We start from the raw sequence: 23,076 nt of genomic DNA, 5'->3' as shown, positions 1-23,076 counted from the left end.
CCCGCGGTGTCGTCGGGTCAGATCGTCGCGGTCGGACGCTTGAGCGTCATCAGAACAACGGCGGGCACCTCCGTCCAGTGCGTGAGCCCCGCCGGTGTGGCGGTGCGCTCGAAGACGCGGCGCGGTGCAGTGGGATCGTTCGGTCGATCGTGGACCGAGAGTTGGTCCCGGTTGTCGAATCCGGTGGTGGCCTGCGGGTCCCAGGGCGTTTGCTGATGGGCCCACACCTTGGCCCACTGGTCGTTGAGAAAGTCTTGCGACATCGGGGTGGACATGGGCGCGGCTCCGGGACGGCGAGGGGCACCCCGAGCGAGTCCGAATGGGGACCGTCGGGGAAACGGCGATCGTAACGGATCGCGCGGTCGAGACGGTCGGGCTACAGTGGGCTCCCGCCCCTTGGACCGCTCCATGCCCACCTACGGCAGCAAACAGGAATACGAAGACGCCGCCAAACGCATGGCGGTGGATTTGTTGAAATCGTTGAAACCGCGTGCCGCCGCCGACCGGGCGATGGACGCCGACGCGCTGCGCCAACGCATCGACGCCCTGGATCCGGCCACCCCGCTGAAGGCCACGTTGGCCGACTGGTGGCTGGGCATCAGCCAGACCGAAGGGCGTCAGCGCCGGAAGATCCAACCGCCGCCGAATCCTTTCACCGCCACCCAAGGATCGACGCTCACCGCAACGAAGGGCGCCATCGCGGATTGGGAGGCCGGTTGGCGGGCGAAAGAGAGCGCCTCCCTGGTGGGCCAGCGCCATGTGCGCTCCCGATTGCCCGCCGTCCACCGGCAGGGACAAATCCTGCAGGCCGGCATGCTCGTGCTGATCGAGGGCAACGCCGTGGTCGGTGTGGTGGGCGATCTCCCCGAGCGCCTGGTCACCACCACCGCCTTCGCCGAGTGCTCGGTGCGGTCCATGAGTTTGGAGGCAGCGCTCCTCGAACCGTGGCGCGATCCCACCGAGCGGCGCCTGTGGACGGAGCGCTACCGCGCGCGCAACCGGCTCATGGAGGAAGAAATCGAGCGGGAGTCGCGTCCGCCGGACTGATCGACGCGGTGGGGGCTCTGTGTGCCGCCTCGGGTTGACAGGCGGTCGTGACCGACTAAGTTGAACGAACCCTCACGTGGCGAGGGAAAAACCAACCCCCGCGATTCGAGGTCGCAGGGGCTGGAGGGGCTGGAGGGGCTGGAGGTCAGCGGCGGCGTCGCTGACGGGCCGGCTTCCGACCCTTGGGTGGTTTGCTCCTGAAGCGTTGCTTCAGGTACTCACCCCCTACCTGGGCGCCTTTAGGGCGCTCCACCTCCAACCCCACCCCACCTGTCCCTCCATGGAGATCCCGCCATGCCCATTCACCACCCGACCCGATCGCCGCTGCTCCGCCAAAAGGCTGTGCGACCGATCACGGTTGCAGGATTGGAAATCAATGGGTTGGCGGGTTTGTCATCACCACTGATGACAAACCGAGCAGAGGGGGTAGATTGGGCGTGCAGTCCTTGCTGTGGGGTACGTGTGCACTTTGCAGGGGACCATTCAAGAGAATCAACGATTTGGAAGACCAGGGCCTTGCGGGAACACCCGATGGGACCTGGAAAAACCAACCCCTGCGATGTCAGTCGCAGGGGTTGGAGGGGCTGGAGGTCAGCGGCGGCGTCGCTGGCGGGCCGGCTTCCGACCCTTGGGTGGTTTGCTCCTGAAGCGTTGCTTCAGGTACTCACCCCCCTTGGTGATCCCGTGGTTGATGAGGCGAACAGCAATGGGTCGCACCCTAACTGGCCCCCGTCCCGGTGGTTGTTCAGGTTCACAGCACTCCCACAAGCAACAGGCCCCCATCCGATGATGTCTCCGCTCTCCTCCACCACCCGATGCATCGCACCGCCCCACCGGTGGGGCGGGACGGTGGGCCGATGGATGAGGGGGAAACCTGAGGGGCGTTCCGCACATTTCGGCCAGGGCCACCGGATCCAACCGCTCCGTCCGGTTGCCAAGATGCACCCATCTGATAAGGTCCCGGGCATGGATGATTTTGGTTTACAAATGGGACACCCCGGACAGCAAAACGCCCCCCGTGCGGGAGGCGCCTCGCTTCAAAACATCGAGGTGAAGACCTCAGCCGTCCGGTTGGCCGGGGATGTAGGTGGAGTCGTAGGTCAGAGGTGTGATGGATTCTTGGCGGCCTCCGCCCGATACCGTCACACGGAAGGTTGCCTGGGTGTGGTAGTAGGGCGGATGCCCAACACTCCCAGCAGGAGCAGGAGCCCCAAACAGGGCGATTGCGATGGAAACGCCCAGAGTGATCGCTTTGTCGAAAGCGGTCGGTTTCTTGGACGAAGTGGGTTTGCGGTTGGTGGTACGATGAGGCACAGTGGTATCTCCTAAACGGGAAGGATTGAGACAAGATCAGTTGTGATCAGCGCCCTCTTGCCGGATGATGCTGATCAACTTCCACGGTGCCAGATTTTCCCCTTTTCGCAACCACCACAACGGCCCCTGTTGGGGCCGTTGTGGTGTCTGGACCTTTCGTCATTTCGCCGCTCTGGGCATCATCGACGCACCGCTCTTCTCCGGCCGCCCGATGCCCGCCGTCCCCTGTCCGTATTGCGACCACGCACCCGGCCTCCAGCACGGCCATCGGTACACCGCCCGGGGCGTTGTTCAACGCTGGCGCTGCCCGATGTGCATGCGCACCTGGTCGACGAAAGGTCCCGCCCACATCCGCCGCACCACCGACTTCGGAGGGCGGGACCGATCGCCGCACATCAACCAGCACATCTGGGATCTGGTGGTGTCAGGCGTCACCATGCGCCGGGCCGCCGCATTGGTGGGCTGCACCCGGCGAACGGTGGGCCGGAAGGTGCAACACATGGCCCGACGGGCGTGGAAGCACCACACCGCACACGGGCCACGGACCGGGCATGCGATGCTGGACGAGTTGGAGACGTATCTGGGCGCCCGCTGGCGCCAGGTCACGGTGGCGGTGGTCATCCGGGCGTCCACCCGGGAGATCCTGGCGATCGCGGTGGGCCCGGTGGCCAGCACCATGAAAGCGGGCCAGGCCGCCGGCTGGACCAAGGACCGCCGGGTGGCCACCGTTCGGGACGCCCTGGACCAGGCCCGGCCGTTCCTGAAGGCTGGAGCGGTGCTGACCACCGATGGGGCGACGTACTACCCCAAGGCCATCGCCGAGGTGCTGCCCGCGGGGGTGGTGCACCGCGTGGTGCATTCTCCCGTGGGCCAACAGGGGCCGGTCCACGATCCGCTCTTTCCGATCAACCAGACGTTCGCGCGCATGCGTCAGGACCTGCCGCGCCTGTTCCGATCGACCTGGTCGACGTCCAAGACGCTGCACGGGCTCAATACCCATCTGTGGTTGTATCTGGCCCGGATGAACCGCTATCCGGTCGCTGACCCGGAAACATGAACGGGCCACCGGGAAGGGGGCCAGTTAGGGTCGCACCACATCGTGAACAAACGGGGTCGAAAGCCAGGCGTTGACCGCGTCCCATAGATGCATGGGAGGGCTCCTGTCCTGGGTTGGTCAGTCGGCTGGCAAGGCCCTGACCCGGTGGGGCTGCATTACGATCGGTCCTGATCGAATGCACGTCCCGAAGGCGCGCCACTCATCCCGGCTAGGGGATGGGTGGCAATGCGCTGCAATTCGCGCAATCGTGCGCCCTGAGGCCCCAGTGTGGCCCATCGGTCAGGCGGGGGTGCGCACGCCGCCGATCGGGGTGGGGGCGACGGCCGGCAGGCGGTCGGCGATGGCGAGCACCTGGTCGACCAGCGACTGGAGCACCACCTCGCGGGTCTGCAGCGTTGGGACGCGCAGGGGCAACGTGATGAGGTTGGGATCGGGCGCGAACGCCTGCGGCGGCGTGGTGGCCTGCAATGGCGCCAGGGCCGTGCGGATGTCGTGCGTCAACGGCCAGCCCTGCCCGAAGGTGAGCCAGATGGGTGTGGGCGCGAGGGTCGTCCACTTGGCGATGTCGCAGCCGATGTAGAGGCCGTTGCCACGCAGGCGGAAGTAGCGACCGCTGATGCATTTGAAATGCTGGCGGTTGATGTTCTTCACGTCGGCTTGGCCTTGCGCGACCAGGGCCGTCACGATGTCGTCGGCGAGATCCGCAAAGTCGATCACCCGCCGATACAACGGGCTGGTCAGGTCGGCGCTGGTGATCGGAATGTAGGCGGTGGAGTCCATCGCATCGCACAGCCCCGTGAGTTGCTCCAGGTCGCCCACGGTGGCGCTGTCGCCAAGGGCGTCCGCACCGCGCGTCAACGCATCGATCAGCGCGCGCCAGGAGACCAAGGCGAGGTGACGTCCTTCCGTCAGCGGGGTGTGGTGCACGCCCAAGGTCGTACCGCTCGCGCCATCGGGCAGCAACCCGGCCTCACGACAGCGGTGGAGCAGTTCGCCCCAGAGCGCCGCGGTGCGCTGCGACGGCGCGATGAAGAGCAGCACGCCGCCGTCGCGCGGCAACCGCTCGATGTAGGTCACCGGTTGGTGGTCGGTCAGATGCGCCCAGAACTTCGCCTCCCCAATGAGCCGCTGATGCCCGTCGGTGTCGATGCCCACCAAGTCCGGTTGGCCTTGATCGGTGCCCGCAACCTGGTTTTGGTAGGCCAACTCCGGTGGCACGGACATCCCCGCGTGCGTGAGGAAAGAAGCCAGCGCCTGGCGCGCGCCGGCCGATCGGCGCAGCACGTAGCCGAGGGCTTCGGTGGCCAGATTCTCGGGTTGGGCGGCGAAGCGGCCAACAAGATGGCCGAAGAGCGAGGGGTGGGTCATGGGGTCCGTTCCTGTGAATGCTCAGGGTGATGGGAATGTGATGCGGCGCTCAGGGCCATGGCTTGCGCCGGACGGCGGGTGTGCTTACCTGGGCGGTGGACCCAGGGTGCGTGGAACACCCCAGTGCATCGCCGCGCGTCGATGGGGTCCGGTCGTTGGGAGACGCAACCGCGCAGTTCGGGTCTGTCGGTGTCCCTTCCACCGCCCTCTTCCGCCGTCGCGCCGGCGGGACCGCAAAGCGCCACGGCCCGGAGCAATCCGGGCCGTTTTTATGGCGCTCACGCGGGCCATCCGGCGGCCTTGCGGTGCTGGTAGCAAAACTGCACGGTGCGCAGCAGCGGGTACTGCTCGGGGACCGCCGCGCTCTGAATGGTGCGCGGCGCGATGTCCTTGGTGATCTCGGTGAGCAGTTGCGCGGTCGTCATAATGCGCCCGCCGCCTAAGGTGGTGCGGTGCGCGGTGCTGGCGTAGCCCAGCACCGCAATGTGATCGATGGCCGCGGGCAGCACCATGCCGCCGAACAGCGCGGGGATGTAGCGCTTGCCGGCGTCGAACTTCTTTTGGTAGCGCTGCTCGCGCACCGCCCAGGTGTGGGAGTCCATCGACGGTTCCACATGCACCAGGTGCTGGCGGCTGGGGCAGTAGGCCACCACATCCAGTTCGCACTCGTAGCCGCCCTTGGAGAGTTTGCCGACCTGCACGTTGCGTCGGACGAAGTACCCGCGCCACTCGTACCACTCGGCCACCAGTTGTTCAAGGTGATTCATCCCAGCCCCCTGCTCCCTTGTGCGCCCAGTGTACCCAGCCCGGTCGCAGCGGGTGCGACGCAGGCGCCCCATCCTGCCCGCCTCAACATCGGGGAGCGGACCATGGGCGCGGTGCGGGTGCAGTTGGCTACGGATTGGGCGCCGGCGCTCGTGGCGCACTGGCGCGCGGCCTTTGCCGTGGCGCCGGTGGTGCCCGACGCCGACGTGTTGGCGGACTGGTACCACGACGCGGCCGCCACCCTGGAGGCCCATTGCCGACGCCACAAGGGGCAGATGAGCCGCGCGCAGGTGGAGGGCCGCTGGGCGTTCGTCGAGAGCGAGCGCGGCGCCGCCCACGTCCCACGCCGGTGGTTGGGGTACCAGATGCTCTTGCAGGCATGGGACACCTCCTTTCCGTGGGAGCCCGACGATGTGGTGCGCCTGGTGCCCACCGCGCCGCACTGGCTCAACCGCGTCATCGTGGTGGTATGGTCGCCGGTCGGTCACAGCAAGGAACGGATGGGTGCTCAGTGAGGACGCGATCGCGGCGTGGTTCCGCGTGCTGGGCTACGGTGCCATTGACGCGCCGCTCTGGTTCGTTGGCATGGAGCCCGGCGGGCCGGTCGCCGAGGGGCCGCCGGATCCCGGTGTGACGGCCCGGGTCGTGGGATCGGACGAGGTGCTGTTCGATCCGATGCCCGATCCCCGCAGCACGGGCAGCGCCGCCTGGCGCCGGCCCGTGCAGATCGTCCGCGCCTTGTGGGAGCCCGATACGCCCTTTGAGGTGGCCTCATCGCGCGCCTGGTCGCGCATGATGTGCGCCAACCTGGCGCCCTTGCCGCGCCCGGGTCAGAGTGTCCCGCACCTGGGGATTCCTGAGAGCGATTACACCGCGCGCGTGCGGCTGGAACGCGTGCCCCTGTTGCACCGCCTGTTTCGCACCCTGCCCCAACTGCGCGTGATGGTGGTGCACGGGCACAGCGCGTGGCGGCGGTACGGCGTGCGCGAGGTGTTCAACACCGACGAGCAGCCGTGGGCAACGATCGAGGCGCCGCATCCGATGCCGGTGTTGGAGTGCGGCGATCGAAGATTGGTGCTCGCGCCCTCGTTCACGCGCGGGGTGCATGTCACCAACGCCGATCGCGCCGCATTGGTCGCGCACCTGGCGCGCTGGAAAGACCGGGACGGGGACTGGGGCGATTAGGGCGGGACGGCCGTTCCCGTCCAGTGAGTCATCCCCGCCTGGTCGAAGGTGTGATCGGGGTGGCCGGCCGCCGTCCACAACCGGCGCAAGCCGGCGTCAATATCCGCGGAGAGCGCGTCCAGCACGGTGATGTTGTGCAGAGGAAACATCCGATCGCGCAGGTGGTGCCTGATGACATCGTAGGGATCGACGGGCGCGGGCACGTCGAGTGTCAGGTTGATGGTGGTGCGCTCGGACGACAGATGCTTGGCGTGCGCCAGTTCATCGCGCGCGGCCATGAGGTCCACCACCAACGACCAGGGCGCTTGCCCCAAATCCACGAGCACACCGACGGCGCGCCCGATCGCTTTGAGTTTGTCCGCAACCGACCACCGCTCGATCGGACGCTTGGAGCCCTGCGGCGGAGTGGTCCAGTCCGAGCCCAACACCGCCGGGCCCAATGTTTGGCAAAACGCCTCCACCGCAAAGGCCGTCATCACCAGCGCGGCCGACTCGAGGTGGTTGCGCCCCAGGTCAGTGGTGCGCGCCAACGTGCGCAACGTGGCCGCCGCGTGGTGGATGTGGGGAAACGGCAGGTAGTGCTGTTCGCCCTCAAAGCGCACGCGCGTGGTGACCTCATCGTCCGCCATGGCGCGCTCCTGTGGTCGGACAGGGCGCTTGGGCCCGAGTGTGGCTCATCGGGCGCCCGTCGGTTCGCCGGTGCCCCGTGTGGGGACGGCGTGCTCCAGGCGTCCACGCACCACCGAGTCGCTGGCGAGATCCAGCGCGGTCCGGCCGTCGGCGTCGGGCGTTTCCGGGTTGGCGCCGCGGGCCAACAGCGCGGCGGTCAGCGGAATGTTGCCCGCGGCGGCGGCGCGGTGGAGGAGTGTCGTGCCGTCCATGAAGGGCGCAAGCACGTCGTAGTCGTTCTCCGCGAAGGCGTCGAGGATGGTGGTGCAGGCGGCTTCGTCGTCGCTGTCATGAGCGACGTTAGGAAGAAGAGCGAGCAGGTGACTGACGTCCCCGTCCACCGAGGGAATGTGCGCGATCGCCGGAATGATCACCGCGAGGTTTTTCATGGCCTGGGGCATTTCCACCGTCCAGGGCTTGTGGCGCAGCAGGTCCCACGCCAGGATCGATGGCGAGCCGCCTTCGGACAGGGACCAGGTGAGCAGATCCCCGTGCCAATAGCGCACAGCGTCGTCCGGCTCGGCGTAGAACTGATGGTCGGCCAACGCCTGCTCGGCCCAGGGCACGTAGCCGCTTTGTTCCGCCCGCTTGTGGCCGCTTTCCAACGACGGGTTGGTCGGCCCGGGCTCGGCGCCCAAGCGCACGAGGATGGTCGCCAGCGGCACACGGCCCAACGCCGCGGCCGCCTCGACCAATGAGAGGGGGTGCGGCGCGTTGGTGAGGTCGTTCCAATCGTCGTCGGGGATCGCCATCGTGCTGACCAACGGCCAGAGTTGGTTGGGGTCGGCGCCCGCTTGGATCAGGGCCTGCACCGCCCGCCAATCGCCGTCGTGGTCGCCGTCCCAATGCACGGCTTGGGCCATCGGCGTGACGCCGTTCCCATCGGGCCGATCGGCGATCGCATGAAGGCGCGTGTCCCGGAGCAAGACGGGAATCAGGGGGCTCAGCCCCGCCGCCAAGGCTTCGTGGAGCACGGTCCGATCATCGACAAGCGCCGCCGGATCCGGACAGCCCCCCAGAGCGGCCGCAACGGCCGTGGCGTCGGCCGTGGCCACCGCGCGGCTCAAGGCGGCGCGCTCGGCCGACACAGGCCCGCCCGCGGCCTGCAGGCCGGCGGCCCATCCTTCGCTGGCGAGCAGGGCCTCGTAGAACGTCGTGCGGTCCCGCCAGGTCCAGTCGCGGGCGGTGCCTTCGGCGGTGCGAGTCAAGGTGCCGGTGGGTCGGCGGCCGGGCGGTGTGATGACAAAGGGACCGCGCTGCGCCGCGATCGTGGGAAAGGTGGTCATGGGATGTCCCTGCGGGTCGGGGCATCCTACCCAGCCGGTCGGGCGTCCGGGAAGGTCACATCTCCAGGCCGTGGTCGGCCTCGACCTCCATCAAGCCGTGGTCATCGGCGGCTTGGCGGAAGCCCACCCAGCGGCCGGTGCGGTCCAGGCCGCGGTTGGCCACCTCCTCCCGGGCGAGCGCCCGCACGTCGATCCGCCCTTCGGCGATCGCTAAGAGGACCTTGGTGTTCACGGACCCGAAAAACATCACGTCATCAACGGGAAGGTCGAGACGCTTGGCCTCGCGGGCGGCTTGCAGTTGGGCGGGGTACGGCATGGATCGGGCTCCCACGAGCGGCGGGGTTGAGCGAGCCTCCAACCTACCGGCACAAGCGCCAGTCATCCACTGGGGTCGTTTGGGGCGGGCTGGGCGTTGCGGGAGGTCTTTGTGGTGCGGGGCGTGTGGCCGTAGTGGATGAGCACCGCGCGCACGACCTTGATGTCGCGGTCCACGGCCGGCGCGATGACCTCCACCGTGGCGCCCTGCTCGTGCCAACGCAAAATCTGCGGCGCGATGCGCGGCCACGCCCAGCCGGCCGTGTTGGCCCATCGGACCACCGCACGTTCGGGACGTCCCAGGTCGTTGGCGATCTCGGGAATGGTGCGGCCGGCGCGCAGGTCGCCGTCGATGCGCTCGAGCAGCGCCTGGCGCTGCTCCCGGACCAGCGTCGTCCCGGTGGCAGCCAGGCGGGCCTTCAGCACGCGAACGGTCGTGTCCAAGGATCGGGCGGCTTCCATGATTCGAATGGGCCGCTCCAGGGCGCGGCGCAAGGTTCGGCGCTCCTCCGGCGTCAGCGCGGGAATCCGTGAGAAGGGTCGGGAACCCGGCGGGATGACTCCCTCGGCTTGCGCCTGAGACCACACGAGGCTGATGGTGAGGCGCAGCGCCCGCGCGATCGCGGCCGCCTCCTTGCCCGCCACCAGATTTTCGTGAATGAGCGCGCGCAGCGCCGGGGGAAAGCGCCGCTCCGAACGCGGGGTGGGTGTCAGTCCCTGGCGTTTCATCCACGCGCCCACGGTGCCCTCGCCCACGCCGATCGCCGCGGCGATGTGCGCGTGAGCGGCGCCCTCCTCCCGCAGACGGCGGATGCGCTGGGCTTGGTCGGCGGTGGGTTCCCATCGGCGCAGCGTCACGCGATCCGGCGCTCCTGGGCCCAATCCGCCTCGAGGTCGGCGCCCTGGTCGCGCATGTCCTGCTCCTCCAGATCCACATCATCGCGCCGCGCGGCCTTCCAGGCATCGGCCGCGGCTTTGGTCCGCGCGCCGTCCAAGCGTTCGCGCGCGGCGATGCGTTCGGCCAGTTGCGCGTAGTCCACCACCACAGCGCCGCGGCCGGCGCGCAGGTCGGCCACCGACTGGGGTTCGGGCCGCGGCACAACGTGGATCTGCTCCTGGAGCAAGTCGCGGCTGGCCACACCAAAGTCCTGATCGAACCAGGTGATGTCGAGGGTGTTGGTGCGTGAGTAGCCGGTGGGTGCGCCGAAGAACGCCAGCAAGTCATCGACGTTGTCCCACTCCTCGACATCCAGAGCGGTGATGGTGCGACGACCGGCGGCGTCGGTGGTGCGGGTGTAGAGATGGTAGAGAGCCATGGGGGAGGTTCCGTGCGGGGTGGTTGCGTGGTCCGCCTCATTCTTCCCCGCACGCGCCCGCTGTCCTGGGCGGCCCCAGCACACTGCGAGGCGGTGCACACTCCGCGCGGTGTGGGCCGCGTGTGGTGCGATGGGGATCACATCACGCTACGCGCCAGTACCCAGTTGGGGCTCCCGGCAGGCCCATCGCCCGCACGACTTTGCGCACGCGCTCGATCGTCCAGTCCAACTCGTCGGCAATGTCCCGCACCGAACAGCCCTGCGCCCACAGCGCGCGCAGCCGGTCGGTCGGTGGGGTTCGGGTTGGCGGCGCTGTTGCAGGGCTAGGTGGTCCCCCCCTCAATCCAAACCGCCGCGCGCGCTCGCGCCGCTGCCGGGCCATCGACTCAACGGCCGCCTGAACAAAGGCTGCGCGCGGATCAACAGGAGGGTCGGCAGATCCCGAAGTTGGACCAGGTGCCTGTTGAGATGCCTGGTGATCACGGTCCGCCTGTTCGATGGCACGAACCATGAGCCGTGCCGTTTCCGTCAGGCAGACACCGGCGACCCGAACGCGCGCGGCGCGGCCGTGGTAGTCCCGTCCAGCCTCCTGCAGCCAGTTGTAAATGGCGTGCTCCGTAAGCCCAAGCGCTAGAGAGATGTCATGGACCGAGCGACCTTGATCCCACTGGGCGAGGACATCGCATTGCAGGCGCTCCTTACGCACCCGCCGCGTGGGCTTCGAGATGCGCAGACGCAGACGTTTGAGCCCCGCGATCACCTGCCAGCGGCTGGTGTTCATCATCGCCGCGATGGTGTCGACCCTGCTCTGCGTGCGGCACAAGGTCCCCAAGCGTTCCAAGTCCTCCAGCCTGTCGAGGCGTCGCGCGGTGTCACGTGCGATCGCGATATGTTCCAGATGCTTGTCGACGGATTGCGGAACGATGCCCAGCCGTGCGGCGATTTCATATCGGGTGTGACCGTTTGTGCTCAACCGCTCGACCTCCGCGCGGCGTGATTGCGCCAATGCCTTGCGCTGCTGTTCGGCGACGGGCTGCTTGCTCCGGGGCGCCCCGGCCGGTCGGAGGAAATAGTCCACCTGGGTCATCGAGATACCCAACGCCCGTGCGATGTCGTTCCGCGCTTCCCCGGCCGCCGCACGCTGCTGGACGTCCCCGCGCCGTGTCGCGTTGGGTTTCGATCGGGGAAGATCCTGGGTTTGCACGACCCGGTTCACCGTCCGGACCGACACATCAAGCCGCTCCGCGATCATGCGCCGCGGGACACCCGAGTCCAACAACCGGGTCACCTCAGCGATTTGGAATCGCTTCTCGGCACGGGTTGGGCGACGGAATGGTTTCTTGGTCGGTGGGTGCCCTGGTTCCTGGGTCACAACCGGCTCCGTGGCGGGGTTGGTCTGCCTTTTAACCTACGCGCCACCACAGTCCGCGCAACGATTGCGAGGTTTAAAGTGTGATGCCACACGCACCATTTGTGGCGCCTTGGATCACGGGTAGTTCGATCCGTTGGGCAGCAGCACCGATCCGCTGCAGGTCGAGTTCCAGTAGTAGTTGCCCCCCGACGCCTGCCCGTACGTGGCGTTCACGATGACGCCGAAGAGGAAGGATCCGCCGCCCACGGTGAAGGTCTGGGAGTTGTACCCGGAGTAGCCAGCGCCGCCGGTTGCAAGGTCGGTGGCCGTGACCATGATCTGTTGCGTGCTGCCGCCGTAGGAGACCGTGACCTTGCACGTGCAGGACTTGAAGGCGGTGGTGCCGGTGCCGGGGTTGGAGGCAATCGCAACCGGTCCGGTGGAGGAGTATTGGAAGATGCCCACGGCCGTGCAGCCGTTGCCGGTCGCCGTGGGCGCCGACGCCACGCAGGAGTTGACCTCCCCTTGGCGCACACCGGTGTCCACGGGCGCGCCGACCGAGGCGGTGCTGGAGGTGGTGTGTGTGGGCGCCGGCAGCGTGGTGGGCGCCCCGGCGCAGTTGTAGGCGGTGGTGGTGGTTGTGGTGGTGGTTGTGGTGACGTCGTACACCTCGTTCCAGGTGTCCGATCCCGATTCGCCGCTCGGGCAGGCGGCGCTTTGCGGTTGTGTTTCCGTGCTCGTGCTCGTCGACGTGCTCGATGAGGAGGTGGGCGCGGGGCATGGTGCGCACGTCGCGCTCGTTCCTGTCTCCACGGGCGCACCGGGCGTGGGCGTGGCGGTGGCCGACGCGCAGGTGTCGTATGTGGTCCATTGGTTGGTCACGACACCGTAATCGCCCGCGGGGCAGAGGCCCTGGGTGGGCGCGTCGGATGCGCTGGAGGGTGTGCAGCACGTTCCCGTTGCCGCGCACCCGATCTGGCACGTGTTCGAGACCGGCGTCACCGGTCCGTACACGGGGTTTCCGTTGGCATCGCACGTCACATTCTGTTCGTACGCGATCATGCCGCCTTCTCCCGCAGGACAGGCGCCCGTCGTGGGGACGGCGTGGGCGAGGCACCCCGTGCCACCAGCGGGGTTGCCGGTCGGGGTGAGGCAATCATCGTCGATGGTCGTCCACGCGCCCTGCACCGGCTGACCGCCCGAGCACGTCACGCTGCTGGCTTGCCACAGGCGCCCTGTTTGCCCCGCCGGACAGTCCGTGGCGCGGTAGAGCGTGGTGGGCGCGCAGGACGGAGTCGGCGGCGTGGGGGTTGTCGGCGGGCCGGGCGGCGTGGGCGCCGTTGCGCACGAGGACGCGGTGGTGGTCCACGCGCCCCAGGTCAGCGTGGGGCACGGCGCGCCGGTGCACGTGCCCTGGCGTTGTTCCTCGATCGCGCCCACCTCCGACCCTGGGCAGGAGAGTGTTTGCGTTTGGGTCTGCGGGGCGCAGGGCGTGGTGCACGTGGGCGCGCCGGCGATCGGCCCGTTGCCCTGCTTGGGTGTGTAGTAGGTGATGGTCACCAAGCCCGCGTCCTGGGGCTGCGCCGCGCATTGGGCGGCGACTTCGGAGGCGTCGGTGATTTGCCCGATCGTGCCCACGGATTGGCTCACCACGCTGACGTTGGAGGCGCCGATCGTGATGGCGTAGGCGTCGCCGGCCACCGCGGGAATGAGCGCGTCGCATTGCGCCCGCGCGAGTCCGGCGTAGATCACCTGGAAGGCGTCGTTGGCGACCGCCACGGTGGTGGGCTGGATCGCCACCGCGCCGCCGAAGGCCGAGAGCACCCCCGCACCGCGGGAGTCCAGCGCCACACCGTTGGGCCGCTGCTGCGCCACCTGCTGGGCGGTCAGCCCGGCGTAGGAACCGGCGCTGGCGAACATCCCGTCCACCGCGGTGGCGATCGCCGCGAGATTCCCCTGCTCCTTTTGCACGGCCGCCTGGAGCGCGTTGCGCTGGTACATTTGCAGCACGCCGATTCCCGCCAGCGTGAGAATCACGAGGACCAGGAGGATTTCGAGCAGGGTGTACGCGCGCGATCGCATGGCCCCACCACCATGCCGGGGAACCGCGGTTCGTCCAGTCGGAGGATGGGGTGCGGTCGGATGCCGCGGTGAATCAACGACGCGAAGCGCTTGGGCCCCGATGTGGCCCGGCGGTCAGAGCCCCTGCCCGGCTTCTTGGTCCTGGCGTGTTCCCCCTGAGACTCGCTCAGTGTGCCCCTCGCGGTCCGCCTCCTCCAACCGCGCCGGCTGGGGCGCCTCGGGAAGATAGCGGCGCAGGATGGTCTCCATCGCCTCGCGGCGCGGCCCTAAGCCGGCGGCGACCTGGAGCGGTGTGCGATCGCGCAGGTCCGTCACCGTCAGCCCCACGCCGTGCCGGGCCAGGGCTTCCACCGCCTGCCAGTTGTCCTGCACGAGCGCCAGGATGATCGGTGTGCGCCCTTCGACGTCGCGCGCGGCCGCGTCGGCTTCCAGGTACAACAGCCGACGGATGGTCGGAACGTCGCCGCGGATCGCGCTCAGATGGAGCGGCGTGTGCCCTTGGGTGGTCGCCGCTTCCAGGGGCGCGCCGCACTCGTAGAGCATCGTGAGCATGTCCGGAAGGCACGTGTCGGCGGCCGCGTGCGCGGCGGTGTACCCGGTGGCCGGATGGTGTTGGAAGATGAGCGCGGGATCGTGCTCGAGCAGGTGCCGCGCCACCTCGCGGTAGCCGTTGCTCACCGCGTCTATCAAGGTGAGCCCCCACTCGGTCGCTTCGCTCGTGGCCGCCATCAACCGCGCGGTGGCCGGATCGAGCGCGACGTCGGCGGCCATTTGTTCTTCGTTGGAAAGGTGCCGGCGGTCGGCACCGGCTTTGAGCAGCAGGCGGATCACCTTGGTCTCGCCCTGCCGCGCGGCCGCAAACAACGGCGTTTCGCCGTTGGGATCGACGGCGTTGAGGTCGGCGCCCCAGGTGATCAGGCGCTGCACCATATCCACGTCGCCGGTGTGCGCCACCGAGTGGAGGAAGGTGCGGCCCCGGTGGTCGGGGGCGTTCAACGCGTCCAACCCTTCGGGCGTTGCGATCAGGACCTTCACCAAGTCGAAGGCTTCGCGCTGGAGGGCCCAGGCCAGGGCATCGCGGGCGACGGTCATGGGCGGGTCTCCTGGGGCGCGGACGAACCCGACACTACCCAGCGATCGGGCAACAGGCTATCGCGCCGGGTGTGCGCCATCCCGCGGTTTGGGTCGTACACTGGCCCGGAGCGGGAACAGGGAGCACGGACGTGTTCGGATTCAAACGACGCAAGGCCGCCCTGGTCGGCCGAATGCGCGCGGCCGCGACGGTCGGGCGTCTGGCGGTGCTCTCGTGCGTGATCGCGGCGCTGCGGGCGCCGGATGTGCCCGAGGAGCAGGCGCAGCACCAAGCCGCCGCCCTGGCCTCGTGGATCCTGGACGGCGTGCCGCCCCAGGCCGCCCGGCGCGCCGAAATCGAGGGCCGCGCGCGGCTCGTGCTGAACGCCGATCCCCTCCTGCTGGAGGGGGCGGTGCAGACGATCCGCATGGAGGCGTGGTGCCGGTTCGCCACCACAAAGACGCCGCCCATTCCGATCAGCCCGACGTTGGAAGCGTACGGCGCCCGGGTGCCCGATTCGCCCAACCCCGATTCCTACCCCGCCCTGGTCGCGCGCCTGATCGACTCCTTGCCGCCGGACCTGCAGGCGAACATCCGCGCCTGGCTGGCCAGCGAAACCGCCAAAGGCCCGCCGCGCTCCTAGGACGCCTCCGCGGTCGCACACGCGGCGCCTGGGGCCCCGATGCGGCTGGTGCCTGGTTCCGGTGCGCCCCGGACAAAAAAAAGCCCACCAGGAGGGGTGGGCAAAATCGCGCTATGGGAGGGGAGAAACGGACCAACGTCGTGTTCAGAGTGGTTCGGCGGCCGCAAGTTCCCGGCCGTTGTGGGGTGAGCCTACGCCCGCGCGGCCTGCTTCGCACGGGCCTGCTGCGCTTTGATGAGTTCGGCGCGCAGCAACGTGGCCTCCTGCGCCGGCAGTTCGTGCAGGTGATCGGGCGGGAAGCGGAAGCGGTCGGCGTCCATCCATGTGCCTGCGCCGCCTTGGTAGACGTACACCCGGCCCGTCGGCGCGTGGATCAGCGCGTAGGACATCAGCGTCGTGCGGTTCGTCGGCGACCAGACCACCGATTCTTTGCCCCCCTTGGGCCGGCCGGCCAGCGCGCGCGGCACGTCCAGCGCTTGGGTGGTGGCCTGCTCCCACCGCGCACGCGCGGCCCTGGGGTCGAAGGCGATGCGCGATCGCTGGCGCTCCAGCCACTGCGCGAACAGGCCGTCGGTGCGCGGGTCCACCTCCACGCGGATCGATCGGCCGGGGACGCGCAGCGCGGTCCAGTCGTCGCGGCCGGCGTAGAGGCGCGGGTCGAGCACATGCAGGTCGTAGGTGACGTAGGAGTCCCGCATCGTGACCCAGCGCATTCGGGTGTGCGATGGCGTGATGTAGCGCGTGATGCTGCCGTCGAGATTCCACAGATCGTGCCGCCGCTCGGCCTCGCGCTCCTCGCCACCGACGTGGTGCGTGTCGCGGTGCGCGTCGATGGCCCACGCGCCCAAGGGACCGGTCACCACCCGCGCGCCCGTGCGCACGGTGAGGGTTTGGGTGGTGGCGTCGATCCACGCCTCGATCGCGGCGCTCTCGTAGCGGTCGCCGGCCGTGGCCTGATGGCGATCGCGCACCAGGCGCACCGTCGCCCATAGGGTTCCGGCGAAGGCCACCCAGCGGCAGAGGCCGCCGAGAGCGTGCGGAAAGTGGAACTCCGGATCGCGCACGCACTGCAGGATGAGGAAGGCCCACAGCGCCGGACCGACGAGGGCCACCCAGCCGATGACGCGTCGGGTGGGATCGGCCATCGTGCCGCGCGTTCCGCGCCAGAGCACGGCGGCGAGGACGGTGGTCAGGATGAGGGTCGGGTCGACGAAGGCGACCAGGAGCAGCAGCCCAAACGCCAGGAATAAAGCGGCGCGGTTGGCGAGCATGGGACCGAGCACCGCGCCTTTCGTGCGGCGCTCGGTGGTGGACCAGGTGGCGGACATGGTGATTCCCCGTTCGTCCCACAGGGGACGGCAGTGGGAAGGATGCGCTCTGCGCAGCCCATTAGTCCAGTTCCCACTAATCGGTTAAAACGGGCCGGACACCACGGAGTCAGCCTTTCTCAGCGCTTGGCGCCCGAGGTCTTCCGGGCAGAGGACTTGGCCGCGGACTTGGCGGCCGTGGGCTTCGCATGAGCCGCCTGGGAGAGGCGGTCCATCCGGCGGCCCCATTCCTCCAGGGTCAGCCCGCACGCGGCGATCCAGGTGGCCAGTTGCTGGATGTCGAGGCGCACGCTCGCCCGCTCGGCGGCAGAGACAAAGGTCTGTGTGCGCCCGATCTGTTCGGCGAACACGGTCTGGTTCTGGCCGCTTGCCTCGCGCAGTTCGCGCAACAGGTCGACGGCGGCTCGATACTCTTTGGTGTGAAGCGACTTGGCCATGCGCACGATCCGCGGTGATGCTGTGCGGAACTGTAGGCAGCACAACGGGTTAGACCAAATCCTGTTAGTCGGTTATTGGAATTGATGCTATTGCGCGGATCAGGGTACCAAAACCGTCCGGGCGGAATGTGATCAAAGGCTTAGGACGGCCCCGATCACCGTACCGTCTCCAAGCCGCCCCCTTCCGCGGTTGATCAGACGCCATCAACCGCCTCAGTCGGCGGCGTCCGACTGATGGGCCAGATCGGTCAACGCGGCGGCATCGCGCGCGATGGTGGCGGTGATGTCGGCGATCTCCCCTTGCACGGTCGCTTTCGCCGCTTGGTAGGCGCCCTCGGCCTGGTGCTCCTTGGGGCACGCCGGCAGATCCGGCTGGGTGCGGCAGGGGCTGCGCGCGATGGCCGCGTCGAAGCCCGCCAGATGGTCCTTGCCCCGGTCGGCCGACTGGCTCCAGGGGATGTCGAACTGGTCGACCTGCACGCCGATCTGGTGGATGCGCACCGACACCTGTCCGCGCTGCGGGCCGTTGGCCGGCAGAGAGCGCTCCAGGTCCAGATCGTGACGCGCCGCCGCCAGGGCCTTGTCGTGAAAAGCGTGAAAGGGGCCGAGATCGTGGCGGGCCTGCACCTGCGCGACGTAGGCGCTGAGCGCCGTGGCCAGGGCGTCGGCGCGGCTGTTGGCGTCGGCGATCGCCTGCTGCTGGGCGCGCTCCTGGTCCGCGGCCTCCTGCGCCGCTTCCCGCTGGGCGGTCGCCTGGGCCGCTTGCTGCTGGACCTGTTGCGCCTGGGTGGTGATGGCCTGCACCACGGCGGTGTAGGCGTCCATGGTGCTGGGCGCGAAGGATTCGGTGCCGCCCGGTTCAACCAGGGCGATTCCGTTGGCGGTCACCTGCCCCGACATGTTCGTGGCGGTCGCCAGAGGTTCGTTCACTTGCGCGGCCAATGTGATCGAGCGGCCGTCCGTGGAGCCTTGGATGTTGAGCGTCCAGCGGTCCAGGGAACCGTCGGGTTTGATTCCAACGTGGGTGAGCGTGCCCATCAGATGCCCGTCACCGGACGGCGTCAGTTGCAAGAGGTCCGCCCAAGCGGACTGGGGCGTTTGTCCGCCGCGCGCGAGGTACGCGCCCGAGACATGGTTGGCGCAGCCGCCCAGAGCGATCAGCGCGATCGCCGCCCCACCCCACCGAATCGATCCCATGATTCCCCCTCCTGTTGGAGGGCATGGTACGTCATGCGCCGGTCAGAGGGATTGGCCTTGATCGTCGCGGCGCCGGGTTGGCACGACGGTGGCGCGCTCCTGCTCGCGGCTGCGATGCCACACGCGCTGGGCGGTCAGCAGCACGTCGATGACCGACACCTGCCCGCGGGCCACAGCCACCTCGGCCGGCGTGCGGCCGTGTTTGTTCGTGCAGGTGGGATCGGCGCCTTCGGCCAGCAGCGCGCTCAACGCGTTGCGGGCGGCGAACTGCGCACTCACGTGCAAGGGCGTGCGCCCGGCCGCGTCGGCGCGGTCGATCGCGGCGCCGGCGTGCACCAGGCGATCGGTCAGGCGGGCGTCGTTGGCGGCGGCGGCGTAGTGGAGCGGCGTCAGCCCAACGGGATCGGTGATCGAGGGATCGGCGCCCGAGCGGATCAGGAGATCCACGATCGAGTCCTGCCGGTACGCCGTGGCCAGATGCAAAAGAGCGAACTCCTCACCGGCCTGGTTGCGCACCCGCGCGTTCGCGTTGCCGCCGCGCTCCAGGTACGCCTGGATGGCGGGGGTGTCGTTGCGAAGGACGGCGCGGCCGAGGGCGTTCATGCCCCCACGGTACCGGGATCGGGCCGTTCGTCCAGCGCCCGCCCCAGGAGCCGGGTGTGGCATGGTGGACTTACATCCGCCGCACGCTCCGACGTGGGGCGTCGACGTGCGCGGCCTGGTGCGTCAGCACGCTCTGATCCAGACGGGCGAGGATGTCGCCGCCGCGCCGGAGTTCCTCCGGGTCGGTGGTTCGGTCGAGTTTCTCTGCGAACTCCGAACGCGGGGAGCGGCCCTGGCGGTTGCGCTGCTCGGGGTCGGCGCCGGCGTTCAGCAAAAGGTCCAGGCACGCATGGCCGCGCTCTGAGTCACGGTCCAAGGGCATCTCGTCGAGCAGGATGTGCAGTGCCGTCCTCCGATCCTGATCCTCCGCCGCGTTGGGATCAGCACCGGCCTCTAAGAGCATCGTCATGGATGCGTCGTTGCCCGTCAGAGCGCAGCCCGTCAGAGGCGTGCAACCGCTCCGGTGGGCGTTGGGATTCGCACCACGGGCCAGGGCCCAGGCCGTGCGCTGTCCGTCGCCCAGGTAATCCAAAGTGGCGCTCTCGAAGAGCACCCCGTCGAGGAGCGGTCGGCGTTCCCGGTGCGGTGCTTGGCGGACCAGAGCGTCGGCCGTGTCCCAGGCGGCGCAGGTGAAGGCCGCCGCGAGCGCGCGATCGCGGTGGTTGTTGCACCACGCCATCGCACGGTCGGCCGGCGCGGCGTCGCGCAACGCCTCGATCGCGGCGCGGTCGTCGGGCGGCCACGGCGCGTCGGTGATCACCGGCCGCCCGTCGGAGCCGCGCGTCACGGTGCGCACCGTGGCCGCGAGGACGGGCGTGTAGTAGTCCACGCCGTTCACCCGCCCGTCGATCACGACGTTGGGAAGGGGGTCCCATCCGGCGCCGCCTGCGCGGTGACGCATGCGCTGAAGGTGCTCGACGTGATCTTGGGCAATGGGCATCGGGTCGATCCGGTGGGGCTTGGATGACGACCACCCTACCCCGGCGGTCCTTCACCGCAAGAGGCGTCCGGTTCAAACTGCGGCAGGGCTCTCAGGCCCCCGTGTGCCGCATCGGACTACATCCGCCCGCCGCTTTTCGTTGTGCGGGGCTTGGCCGGCCGGTCGAGAGCGCCGCCGTGCAGGCCGTCGCTGATCTTCGTACGGACGGCTTCCGCCATGAGTTGGAGCGCGGATTCCCAGGAGGCGCGAACTTTGGGGCCCACGTTGGGTTGCTCAAGGTCGTCCCGAAGGAGGTCCATCGGCGTCTTGCCGGCTTTGTTGGGCCGCTCTGGATCAGCACCGACAGCCAAGAGCGCGGGAAGAATGCCTTCCCTCCGTTGGGTGAGTTTGACAACACGGTGCAGCGCCGTGTCTCCGGTCACATTCGTTGAGGCGTTCACGTCGGCACCGGCGTGGTGCAGAAGACGGAAGAGATCGTGCGCTTGCTCACCGGTCCAGGACCAAAGGACCGCACAGTGAAAGGCATTGCGCCCGGTGTCCTGATCCACCCAGGCGGTGGACGCGCCACCGTCCACCAAGAGGCGCAAGCACTCCAGGCGCTGGGATTTCTGTCGCAATGACAATGCGGCGACGGACCATTCATCGGAGGAGACGTTGGCGGGAGATTCGGTGATGTCCTTAATGATGTCCAGGACCAAGGGGATGAGGTCCAGGTCCGCGCACCGCGCACCATGGGCAAGAAGAAATCGGACGGTATCGGGCCGGCCGGTGTTTGCTGCGATCGCAAGAGGCAAATAGGAGGACCGGAGGTCTTGGGAGGGATAGGGGTCATGTCGAAAGGGAACGATCGGCGCATTGGGATCGTTTCCGTCCCGAAGCCCCTGTTCCAACCACGGCATGTACCCGGTCAGAAGCCCCCACGTCCAGGCATGCTCTTGTGGCGCTGGTTCATCGCACATGGTGCCCGCGTCCACCAGCAGGCGCCCGATGTCCCAGCGCCCCTTGCGCGCGGCATGAACGAGGAGGGCGTGATAGGTGTAGGTATCAGGATAGCCATACGGACTTCCCCAGCACGACCCTGTTGGGCAGGCACCGATGGACAGAAGTGCGTTCACGGTCTTCACAACGAATTGCTCATTCGCCACCACCATCTCCAGCGCGGGGCGGCCCAGGGCGTCGGTGGCGTGGATGGCGTCGCGCACGCGCGGATCGTCCAGAGTCAGGGCGCGTAGCCCGGACTCTCCACAGATCAAGATGTGATGCAGCAGCGGACCGGGCCAGTGTCGGTGGATGGGAAGCCGGGTGGTGAGATTGGCACGCGCCAGGACCGCGCAATACTCCTCGTCACTGGCGGCACCGTTCTCACAGAGAACGTGCGCCTCCTGCGTGGACTTGGTGCCACGATAGGGATGCTCCGCCCACTGCCGCCACAGCCAGTTGATGGCTCCTTCAACGGCCTTCGGGTAGGCGTCCAGGGCGCTCCCCTCTGGTCCGTAACACCACACCGGGGATTTCCGCGCAAACCGTCCGACGACACGAATGGTGCCCGGTTCGCTGTCGGTGGGCGGCGTGTCGATGAGGCCCTGCTGATCCATGGTCTGCTCCCGGATGGTTCCGGGAACAGGATCATGCGGCGCGCGGGCCGCCGTCAAATCGTCACATCCGCCGACGCATGGTAGGGGCTTGGCGCACCGGCTCGCTCTCCTGCGCGACCGCCCGCTGCAGAACCATCTGCGTGATGCGCGCTGCCTCCTCCGTTTTTTCGTCGCGGTACGCGCGGGCGTCGGAGGTGTAGGGGTCGCGCCGCCGGCTGTCGCGGACGGCCACCTGCTCCGGCGTTTCGCCGTCGCGGTTGCGCGCCTCCGTATCCGCGCCCGCGTCGAGCAACGCGCGCACGCGTTCGGGTTCGCGAAAGTAACAGGCGGCGTGCAGAGGCGTGTCGCCGTTGTCGTTGACGGCGTGCACGTCGGCGCCCGCCGCAATCAGAGCACGGATCGTGCCCGGATGGTCGCCCGTTTCGGATCGGTCGGGCTCAGAGGCGGCCACGTGCAAGAGAGATTGGCCCAGGTGGACAGCGTTGGCGTCGCATCCATGCGCGCACAAGTCCGCCACCGCGTTCGGGCGGCCGTCGCGGGCCGCTTCTTTGAGCGCAGCCGAGTGGCGCTCCAGGATGGCGCCACGATTGCGGCAGTGCTGGAGCGCTGAAGCGTCGTCCGAACGCAGGGCCAGGATGTGGGCGTCGGGGCCGTTGGTTTCGGCCAGACGCGTGCGGAACTCCGCGCGCGCCGCGGGGTGCTGCACCAGGACCTTCAGGGTGTCCCCGCTCCAAAGAGCGAGATCATTCTCGACCAGACGTTGGACCGGCGTGCGACCGGTGGCGTCGGCCGCCACGGGGTTCGCGCCCGCGTCGAGCAACAGACGGGCGCACCGGGCGGCCTCGTCGCTGTGCATCGTGTCGATGTCCCCGCACAGGGCCGTCAACATCGTGCGCCCTGTGCGCGCCGGCGCGTCCAGGACGTTGTGCGTCCGCGGGTCGCGCAGCATCACCTCCAGCACGTCGGGACGGACGTCCCGAGCGGCTTTGTGCAGCGCGCTGATCCCTTCCAAGGGCGAGGCGTAGAGCGGATCGGCGCCGGCGCGCAGCGCGGCGAACGCCTGGTCGGGGCGCTGCTCGTCCAGGGCCACGTGCAGGTCAAGATCGACGGGGCGGATGGTCATTGGCGGCTCCGAACGGTGGGGATCATTTGAGTGTACGGCGCTTGGGGCGTTTGTCAGGCCCCTGCCCCACCCGGTCGGCGCTGCGCGCCTCGGGGCCCGGGTGTGCCTTCTGGGCCGCCGGGTTCTGGAGGTCCCGGTACACGGTCGTGCGGCTCACGCCGAGGTCCTGGGCGATGACCTCCACCGGCCGTCCTTGGGCGCGCAGGCGCTGGACGGTGCGGGGACGGTGCGCGCGCAGCGTTGGGGTCGGTCCCAACACACGGCCGACGTACGCGCGGGAGTGTCCGAGCAGGCGCGCGATGGACGCGTTGGAGTGCCCCCGGCGGCGCAGATCGTGGATCGCGGCGCGGGTGGCTCGAGCGGCGGCGTAGGAGGCGCGCATG

25 protein-coding genes are annotated in these 23,076 nt (G+C 68.6%); 5 read left to right on the top strand and 20 right to left on the bottom strand.

Going from position 1 to position 23,076, the window contains the following annotated elements:
* Positions 1-17: 17 nt before the first annotated feature.
* Positions 18-275 carry a hypothetical protein gene (locus tag DWU99_RS01020; protein ID WP_115476139.1) on the bottom strand — a complete coding sequence of 86 codons (258 nt, stop codon included), beginning with the start codon at positions 273-275 and terminating at the stop codon, positions 18-20.
* A gap of 133 nt (positions 276-408) precedes the next feature.
* Between DWU99_RS01020 and DWU99_RS01015 the strand changes: the two genes are divergently transcribed.
* Positions 409-1,047 carry a hypothetical protein gene (locus tag DWU99_RS01015; protein WP_115476138.1) on the top strand — a complete coding sequence of 213 codons (639 nt, stop codon included), beginning with the start codon at positions 409-411 and terminating at the stop codon, positions 1,045-1,047.
* Positions 1,048-2,106: 1,059 nt separating this feature from the next.
* On the opposite strand, the gene DWU99_RS20755 is transcribed toward DWU99_RS01015, so the two are convergent.
* Complete coding sequence (locus DWU99_RS20755) at positions 2,107-2,361, bottom strand: hypothetical protein (RefSeq protein ID WP_147292861.1); 255 nt, start codon at positions 2,359-2,361, stop codon at positions 2,107-2,109.
* A 64-nt stretch (positions 2,362-2,425) separates the two neighbouring features.
* Here DWU99_RS20755 and DWU99_RS01010 point away from each other — a divergent pair, with 64 nt between their 5' ends.
* Complete coding sequence (locus DWU99_RS01010) at positions 2,426-3,418, top strand: IS1 family transposase (protein ID WP_147292860.1); 993 nt, start codon at positions 2,426-2,428, stop codon at positions 3,416-3,418.
* Positions 3,419-3,697: 279 nt separating this feature from the next.
* Here the strand turns inward: DWU99_RS01010 and DWU99_RS01005 are convergent, their stop codons facing one another.
* Both DWU99_RS01005 and DWU99_RS01000 read right to left on the bottom strand, forming a co-directional pair.
* Positions 3,698-4,786, bottom strand: a complete 1,089-nt coding sequence (locus tag DWU99_RS01005) for a hypothetical protein (RefSeq protein ID WP_115476136.1) — start codon at positions 4,784-4,786, stop codon at positions 3,698-3,700.
* Positions 4,787-5,064: 278 nt separating this feature from the next.
* The gene (locus DWU99_RS01000) at positions 5,065-5,553 is read right to left on the bottom strand and encodes a hypothetical protein (protein WP_115476135.1); all 489 of its coding nucleotides are present in this window, start codon (positions 5,551-5,553) and stop codon (positions 5,065-5,067) included.
* Between the two features lie 102 nt (positions 5,554-5,655).
* Between DWU99_RS01000 and DWU99_RS00995 the strand changes: the two genes are divergently transcribed.
* Together DWU99_RS00995 and DWU99_RS00990 are read left to right on the top strand one after the other, a co-directional pair.
* Positions 5,656-6,066, top strand: a complete 411-nt coding sequence (locus tag DWU99_RS00995) for a hypothetical protein (RefSeq protein WP_115476134.1) — start codon at positions 5,656-5,658, stop codon at positions 6,064-6,066.
* Positions 6,056-6,736 (top strand): hypothetical protein, encoded by a 681-nt coding sequence (locus DWU99_RS00990; RefSeq protein ID WP_115476133.1) that lies wholly within the window; start codon positions 6,056-6,058, stop codon positions 6,734-6,736. The genes DWU99_RS00995 and DWU99_RS00990 overlap by 11 nt, the downstream gene beginning before the upstream one ends.
* Here DWU99_RS00990 and DWU99_RS00985 read toward each other — a convergent pair.
* The 8 genes from DWU99_RS00985 to DWU99_RS00950 all read right to left on the bottom strand — a co-directional run bounded on the left by DWU99_RS00985 (position 6,733) and on the right by DWU99_RS00950 (position 14,847).
* Positions 6,733-7,365 (bottom strand): hypothetical protein, encoded by a 633-nt coding sequence (locus DWU99_RS00985; protein WP_115476132.1) that lies wholly within the window; start codon positions 7,363-7,365, stop codon positions 6,733-6,735. The two genes, DWU99_RS00990 and DWU99_RS00985, sit on opposite strands and share 4 nt — an antisense overlap.
* Positions 7,366-7,410: 45 nt before the next feature.
* Positions 7,411-8,691 carry an ankyrin repeat domain-containing protein gene (locus DWU99_RS00980; protein ID WP_115476131.1) on the bottom strand — a complete coding sequence of 427 codons (1,281 nt, stop codon included), beginning with the start codon at positions 8,689-8,691 and terminating at the stop codon, positions 7,411-7,413.
* A gap of 55 nt (positions 8,692-8,746) precedes the next feature.
* Positions 8,747-9,007, bottom strand: coding sequence for a hypothetical protein (locus tag DWU99_RS00975; protein ID WP_115476130.1), 261 nt, complete (start codon positions 9,005-9,007; stop codon positions 8,747-8,749).
* A 62-nt stretch (positions 9,008-9,069) separates the two neighbouring features.
* Positions 9,070-9,864 (bottom strand): hypothetical protein, encoded by a 795-nt coding sequence (locus tag DWU99_RS00970; protein ID WP_115476129.1) that lies wholly within the window; start codon positions 9,862-9,864, stop codon positions 9,070-9,072.
* Positions 9,861-10,322 carry a hypothetical protein gene (locus DWU99_RS00965; RefSeq protein ID WP_115476128.1) on the bottom strand — a complete coding sequence of 154 codons (462 nt, stop codon included), beginning with the start codon at positions 10,320-10,322 and terminating at the stop codon, positions 9,861-9,863. Before DWU99_RS00965 ends, DWU99_RS00970 begins: the two co-directional genes overlap by 4 nt.
* A 142-nt stretch (positions 10,323-10,464) precedes the next feature.
* Positions 10,465-11,694 carry a helix-turn-helix domain-containing protein gene (locus tag DWU99_RS00960; RefSeq protein WP_115476127.1) on the bottom strand — a complete coding sequence of 410 codons (1,230 nt, stop codon included), beginning with the start codon at positions 11,692-11,694 and terminating at the stop codon, positions 10,465-10,467.
* Positions 11,695-11,808: 114 nt separating this feature from the next.
* Positions 11,809-13,755, bottom strand: a complete 1,947-nt coding sequence (locus DWU99_RS00955) for a type 4 pilus major pilin (RefSeq protein ID WP_115476126.1) — start codon at positions 13,753-13,755, stop codon at positions 11,809-11,811.
* A gap of 114 nt (positions 13,756-13,869) precedes the next feature.
* Positions 13,870-14,847, bottom strand: coding sequence for an ankyrin repeat domain-containing protein (locus tag DWU99_RS00950; RefSeq protein WP_115476125.1), 978 nt, complete (start codon positions 14,845-14,847; stop codon positions 13,870-13,872).
* A 131-nt stretch (positions 14,848-14,978) separates the two neighbouring features.
* Between DWU99_RS00950 and DWU99_RS00945 the strand changes: the two genes are divergently transcribed.
* Positions 14,979-15,470, top strand: a complete 492-nt coding sequence (locus DWU99_RS00945) for a hypothetical protein (RefSeq protein WP_115476124.1) — start codon at positions 14,979-14,981, stop codon at positions 15,468-15,470.
* A gap of 191 nt (positions 15,471-15,661) precedes the next feature.
* Here DWU99_RS00945 and DWU99_RS00940 read toward each other — a convergent pair whose 3' ends face one another.
* The 8 genes from DWU99_RS00940 to DWU99_RS00905 form a co-directional block, all read right to left on the bottom strand.
* Positions 15,662-16,798, bottom strand: coding sequence for a hypothetical protein (locus tag DWU99_RS00940; RefSeq protein WP_115476123.1), 1,137 nt, complete (start codon positions 16,796-16,798; stop codon positions 15,662-15,664).
* Between the two features lie 119 nt (positions 16,799-16,917).
* Positions 16,918-17,235, bottom strand: coding sequence for a helix-turn-helix domain-containing protein (locus DWU99_RS00935; RefSeq protein ID WP_115476122.1), 318 nt, complete (start codon positions 17,233-17,235; stop codon positions 16,918-16,920).
* Between the two features lie 213 nt (positions 17,236-17,448).
* Entirely contained in the window at positions 17,449-18,432 is a 984-nt protein-coding gene (locus DWU99_RS00930; protein WP_115476121.1) for a hypothetical protein, read from the bottom strand.
* A gap of 42 nt (positions 18,433-18,474) precedes the next feature.
* Positions 18,475-19,035: an ankyrin repeat domain-containing protein gene (locus DWU99_RS00925; RefSeq protein WP_158543195.1), complete on the bottom strand. Its 561-nt coding sequence runs from the start codon at positions 19,033-19,035 to the stop codon at positions 18,475-18,477.
* 70 nt (positions 19,036-19,105) lie between these two features.
* Positions 19,106-19,975, bottom strand: coding sequence for an ankyrin repeat domain-containing protein (locus tag DWU99_RS00920; RefSeq protein ID WP_115476119.1), 870 nt, complete (start codon positions 19,973-19,975; stop codon positions 19,106-19,108).
* Positions 19,976-20,091: 116 nt separating this feature from the next.
* On the bottom strand, positions 20,092-21,570 hold the full coding sequence (locus DWU99_RS00915; protein ID WP_115476118.1) for an ankyrin repeat domain-containing protein: 1,479 nt from the start codon (positions 21,568-21,570) through the stop codon (positions 20,092-20,094).
* Positions 21,571-21,631: 61 nt separating this feature from the next.
* Positions 21,632-22,693, bottom strand: a complete 1,062-nt coding sequence (locus DWU99_RS00910) for an ankyrin repeat domain-containing protein (RefSeq protein ID WP_115476117.1) — start codon at positions 22,691-22,693, stop codon at positions 21,632-21,634.
* A gap of 22 nt (positions 22,694-22,715) precedes the next feature.
* Positions 22,716-23,075, bottom strand: coding sequence for a helix-turn-helix domain-containing protein (locus DWU99_RS00905; RefSeq protein WP_115476116.1), 360 nt, complete (start codon positions 23,073-23,075; stop codon positions 22,716-22,718).
* Position 23,076: the final 1 nt, after the last annotated feature.

The sequence above is a fragment of the Dyella psychrodurans genome, assembly GCF_003363265.1.
Taxonomy (GTDB): domain Bacteria; phylum Pseudomonadota; class Gammaproteobacteria; order Xanthomonadales; family Rhodanobacteraceae; genus Dyella_B; species Dyella_B psychrodurans.
This window is presented reverse-complemented; position numbering and strand designations above follow the sequence as displayed.

What these genes read in the sequence shown, in the direction of transcription:
- DWU99_RS01005 (WP_115476136.1), bottom strand. Translation starts at nt 4,786, where the DNA reads ATGACCCACCCCTCGCTCTTCGGCCATCTTGTTGGCCGCTTCGCCGCC.
- DWU99_RS01010 (WP_147292860.1), top strand. Translation starts at nt 2,426, where the DNA reads ATGATGCTGATCAACTTCCACGGTGCCAGATTTTCCCCTTTTCGCAAC.
- DWU99_RS00920 (WP_115476119.1), bottom strand. Translation starts at nt 19,975, where the DNA reads ATGCCCATTGCCCAAGATCACGTCGAGCACCTTCAGCGCATGCGTCAC.
- DWU99_RS01000 (WP_115476135.1), bottom strand. Translation starts at nt 5,553, where the DNA reads ATGAATCACCTTGAACAACTGGTGGCCGAGTGGTACGAGTGGCGCGGG.
- DWU99_RS00955 (WP_115476126.1), bottom strand. Translation starts at nt 13,755, where the DNA reads ATGCGATCGCGCGCGTACACCCTGCTCGAAATCCTCCTGGTCCTCGTG.
- DWU99_RS00910 (WP_115476117.1), bottom strand. Translation starts at nt 22,693, where the DNA reads ATGACCATCCGCCCCGTCGATCTTGACCTGCACGTGGCCCTGGACGAG.
- DWU99_RS00980 (WP_115476131.1), bottom strand. Translation starts at nt 8,691, where the DNA reads ATGACCACCTTTCCCACGATCGCGGCGCAGCGCGGTCCCTTTGTCATC.
- DWU99_RS00950 (WP_115476125.1), bottom strand. Translation starts at nt 14,847, where the DNA reads ATGACCGTCGCCCGCGATGCCCTGGCCTGGGCCCTCCAGCGCGAAGCC.
- DWU99_RS00925 (WP_158543195.1), bottom strand. Translation starts at nt 19,035, where the DNA reads ATGAACGCCCTCGGCCGCGCCGTCCTTCGCAACGACACCCCCGCCATC.
- DWU99_RS00985 (WP_115476132.1), bottom strand. Translation starts at nt 7,365, where the DNA reads ATGGCGGACGATGAGGTCACCACGCGCGTGCGCTTTGAGGGCGAACAG.
- DWU99_RS00940 (WP_115476123.1), bottom strand. Translation starts at nt 16,798, where the DNA reads ATGTCCGCCACCTGGTCCACCACCGAGCGCCGCACGAAAGGCGCGGTG.
- DWU99_RS00995 (WP_115476134.1), top strand. Translation starts at nt 5,656, where the DNA reads ATGGGCGCGGTGCGGGTGCAGTTGGCTACGGATTGGGCGCCGGCGCTC.
- DWU99_RS00905 (WP_115476116.1), bottom strand. Translation starts at nt 23,075, where the DNA reads ATGCGCGCCTCCTACGCCGCCGCTCGAGCCACCCGCGCCGCGATCCAC.
- DWU99_RS00935 (WP_115476122.1), bottom strand. Translation starts at nt 17,235, where the DNA reads ATGGCCAAGTCGCTTCACACCAAAGAGTATCGAGCCGCCGTCGACCTG.
- DWU99_RS01020 (WP_115476139.1), bottom strand. Translation starts at nt 275, where the DNA reads ATGTCCACCCCGATGTCGCAAGACTTTCTCAACGACCAGTGGGCCAAG.
- DWU99_RS00965 (WP_115476128.1), bottom strand. Translation starts at nt 10,322, where the DNA reads ATGGCTCTCTACCATCTCTACACCCGCACCACCGACGCCGCCGGTCGT.
- DWU99_RS00975 (WP_115476130.1), bottom strand. Translation starts at nt 9,007, where the DNA reads ATGCCGTACCCCGCCCAACTGCAAGCCGCCCGCGAGGCCAAGCGTCTC.
- DWU99_RS01015 (WP_115476138.1), top strand. Translation starts at nt 409, where the DNA reads ATGCCCACCTACGGCAGCAAACAGGAATACGAAGACGCCGCCAAACGC.
- DWU99_RS00930 (WP_115476121.1), bottom strand. Translation starts at nt 18,432, where the DNA reads ATGGGATCGATTCGGTGGGGTGGGGCGGCGATCGCGCTGATCGCTCTG.
- DWU99_RS00915 (WP_115476118.1), bottom strand. Translation starts at nt 21,570, where the DNA reads ATGGATCAGCAGGGCCTCATCGACACGCCGCCCACCGACAGCGAACCG.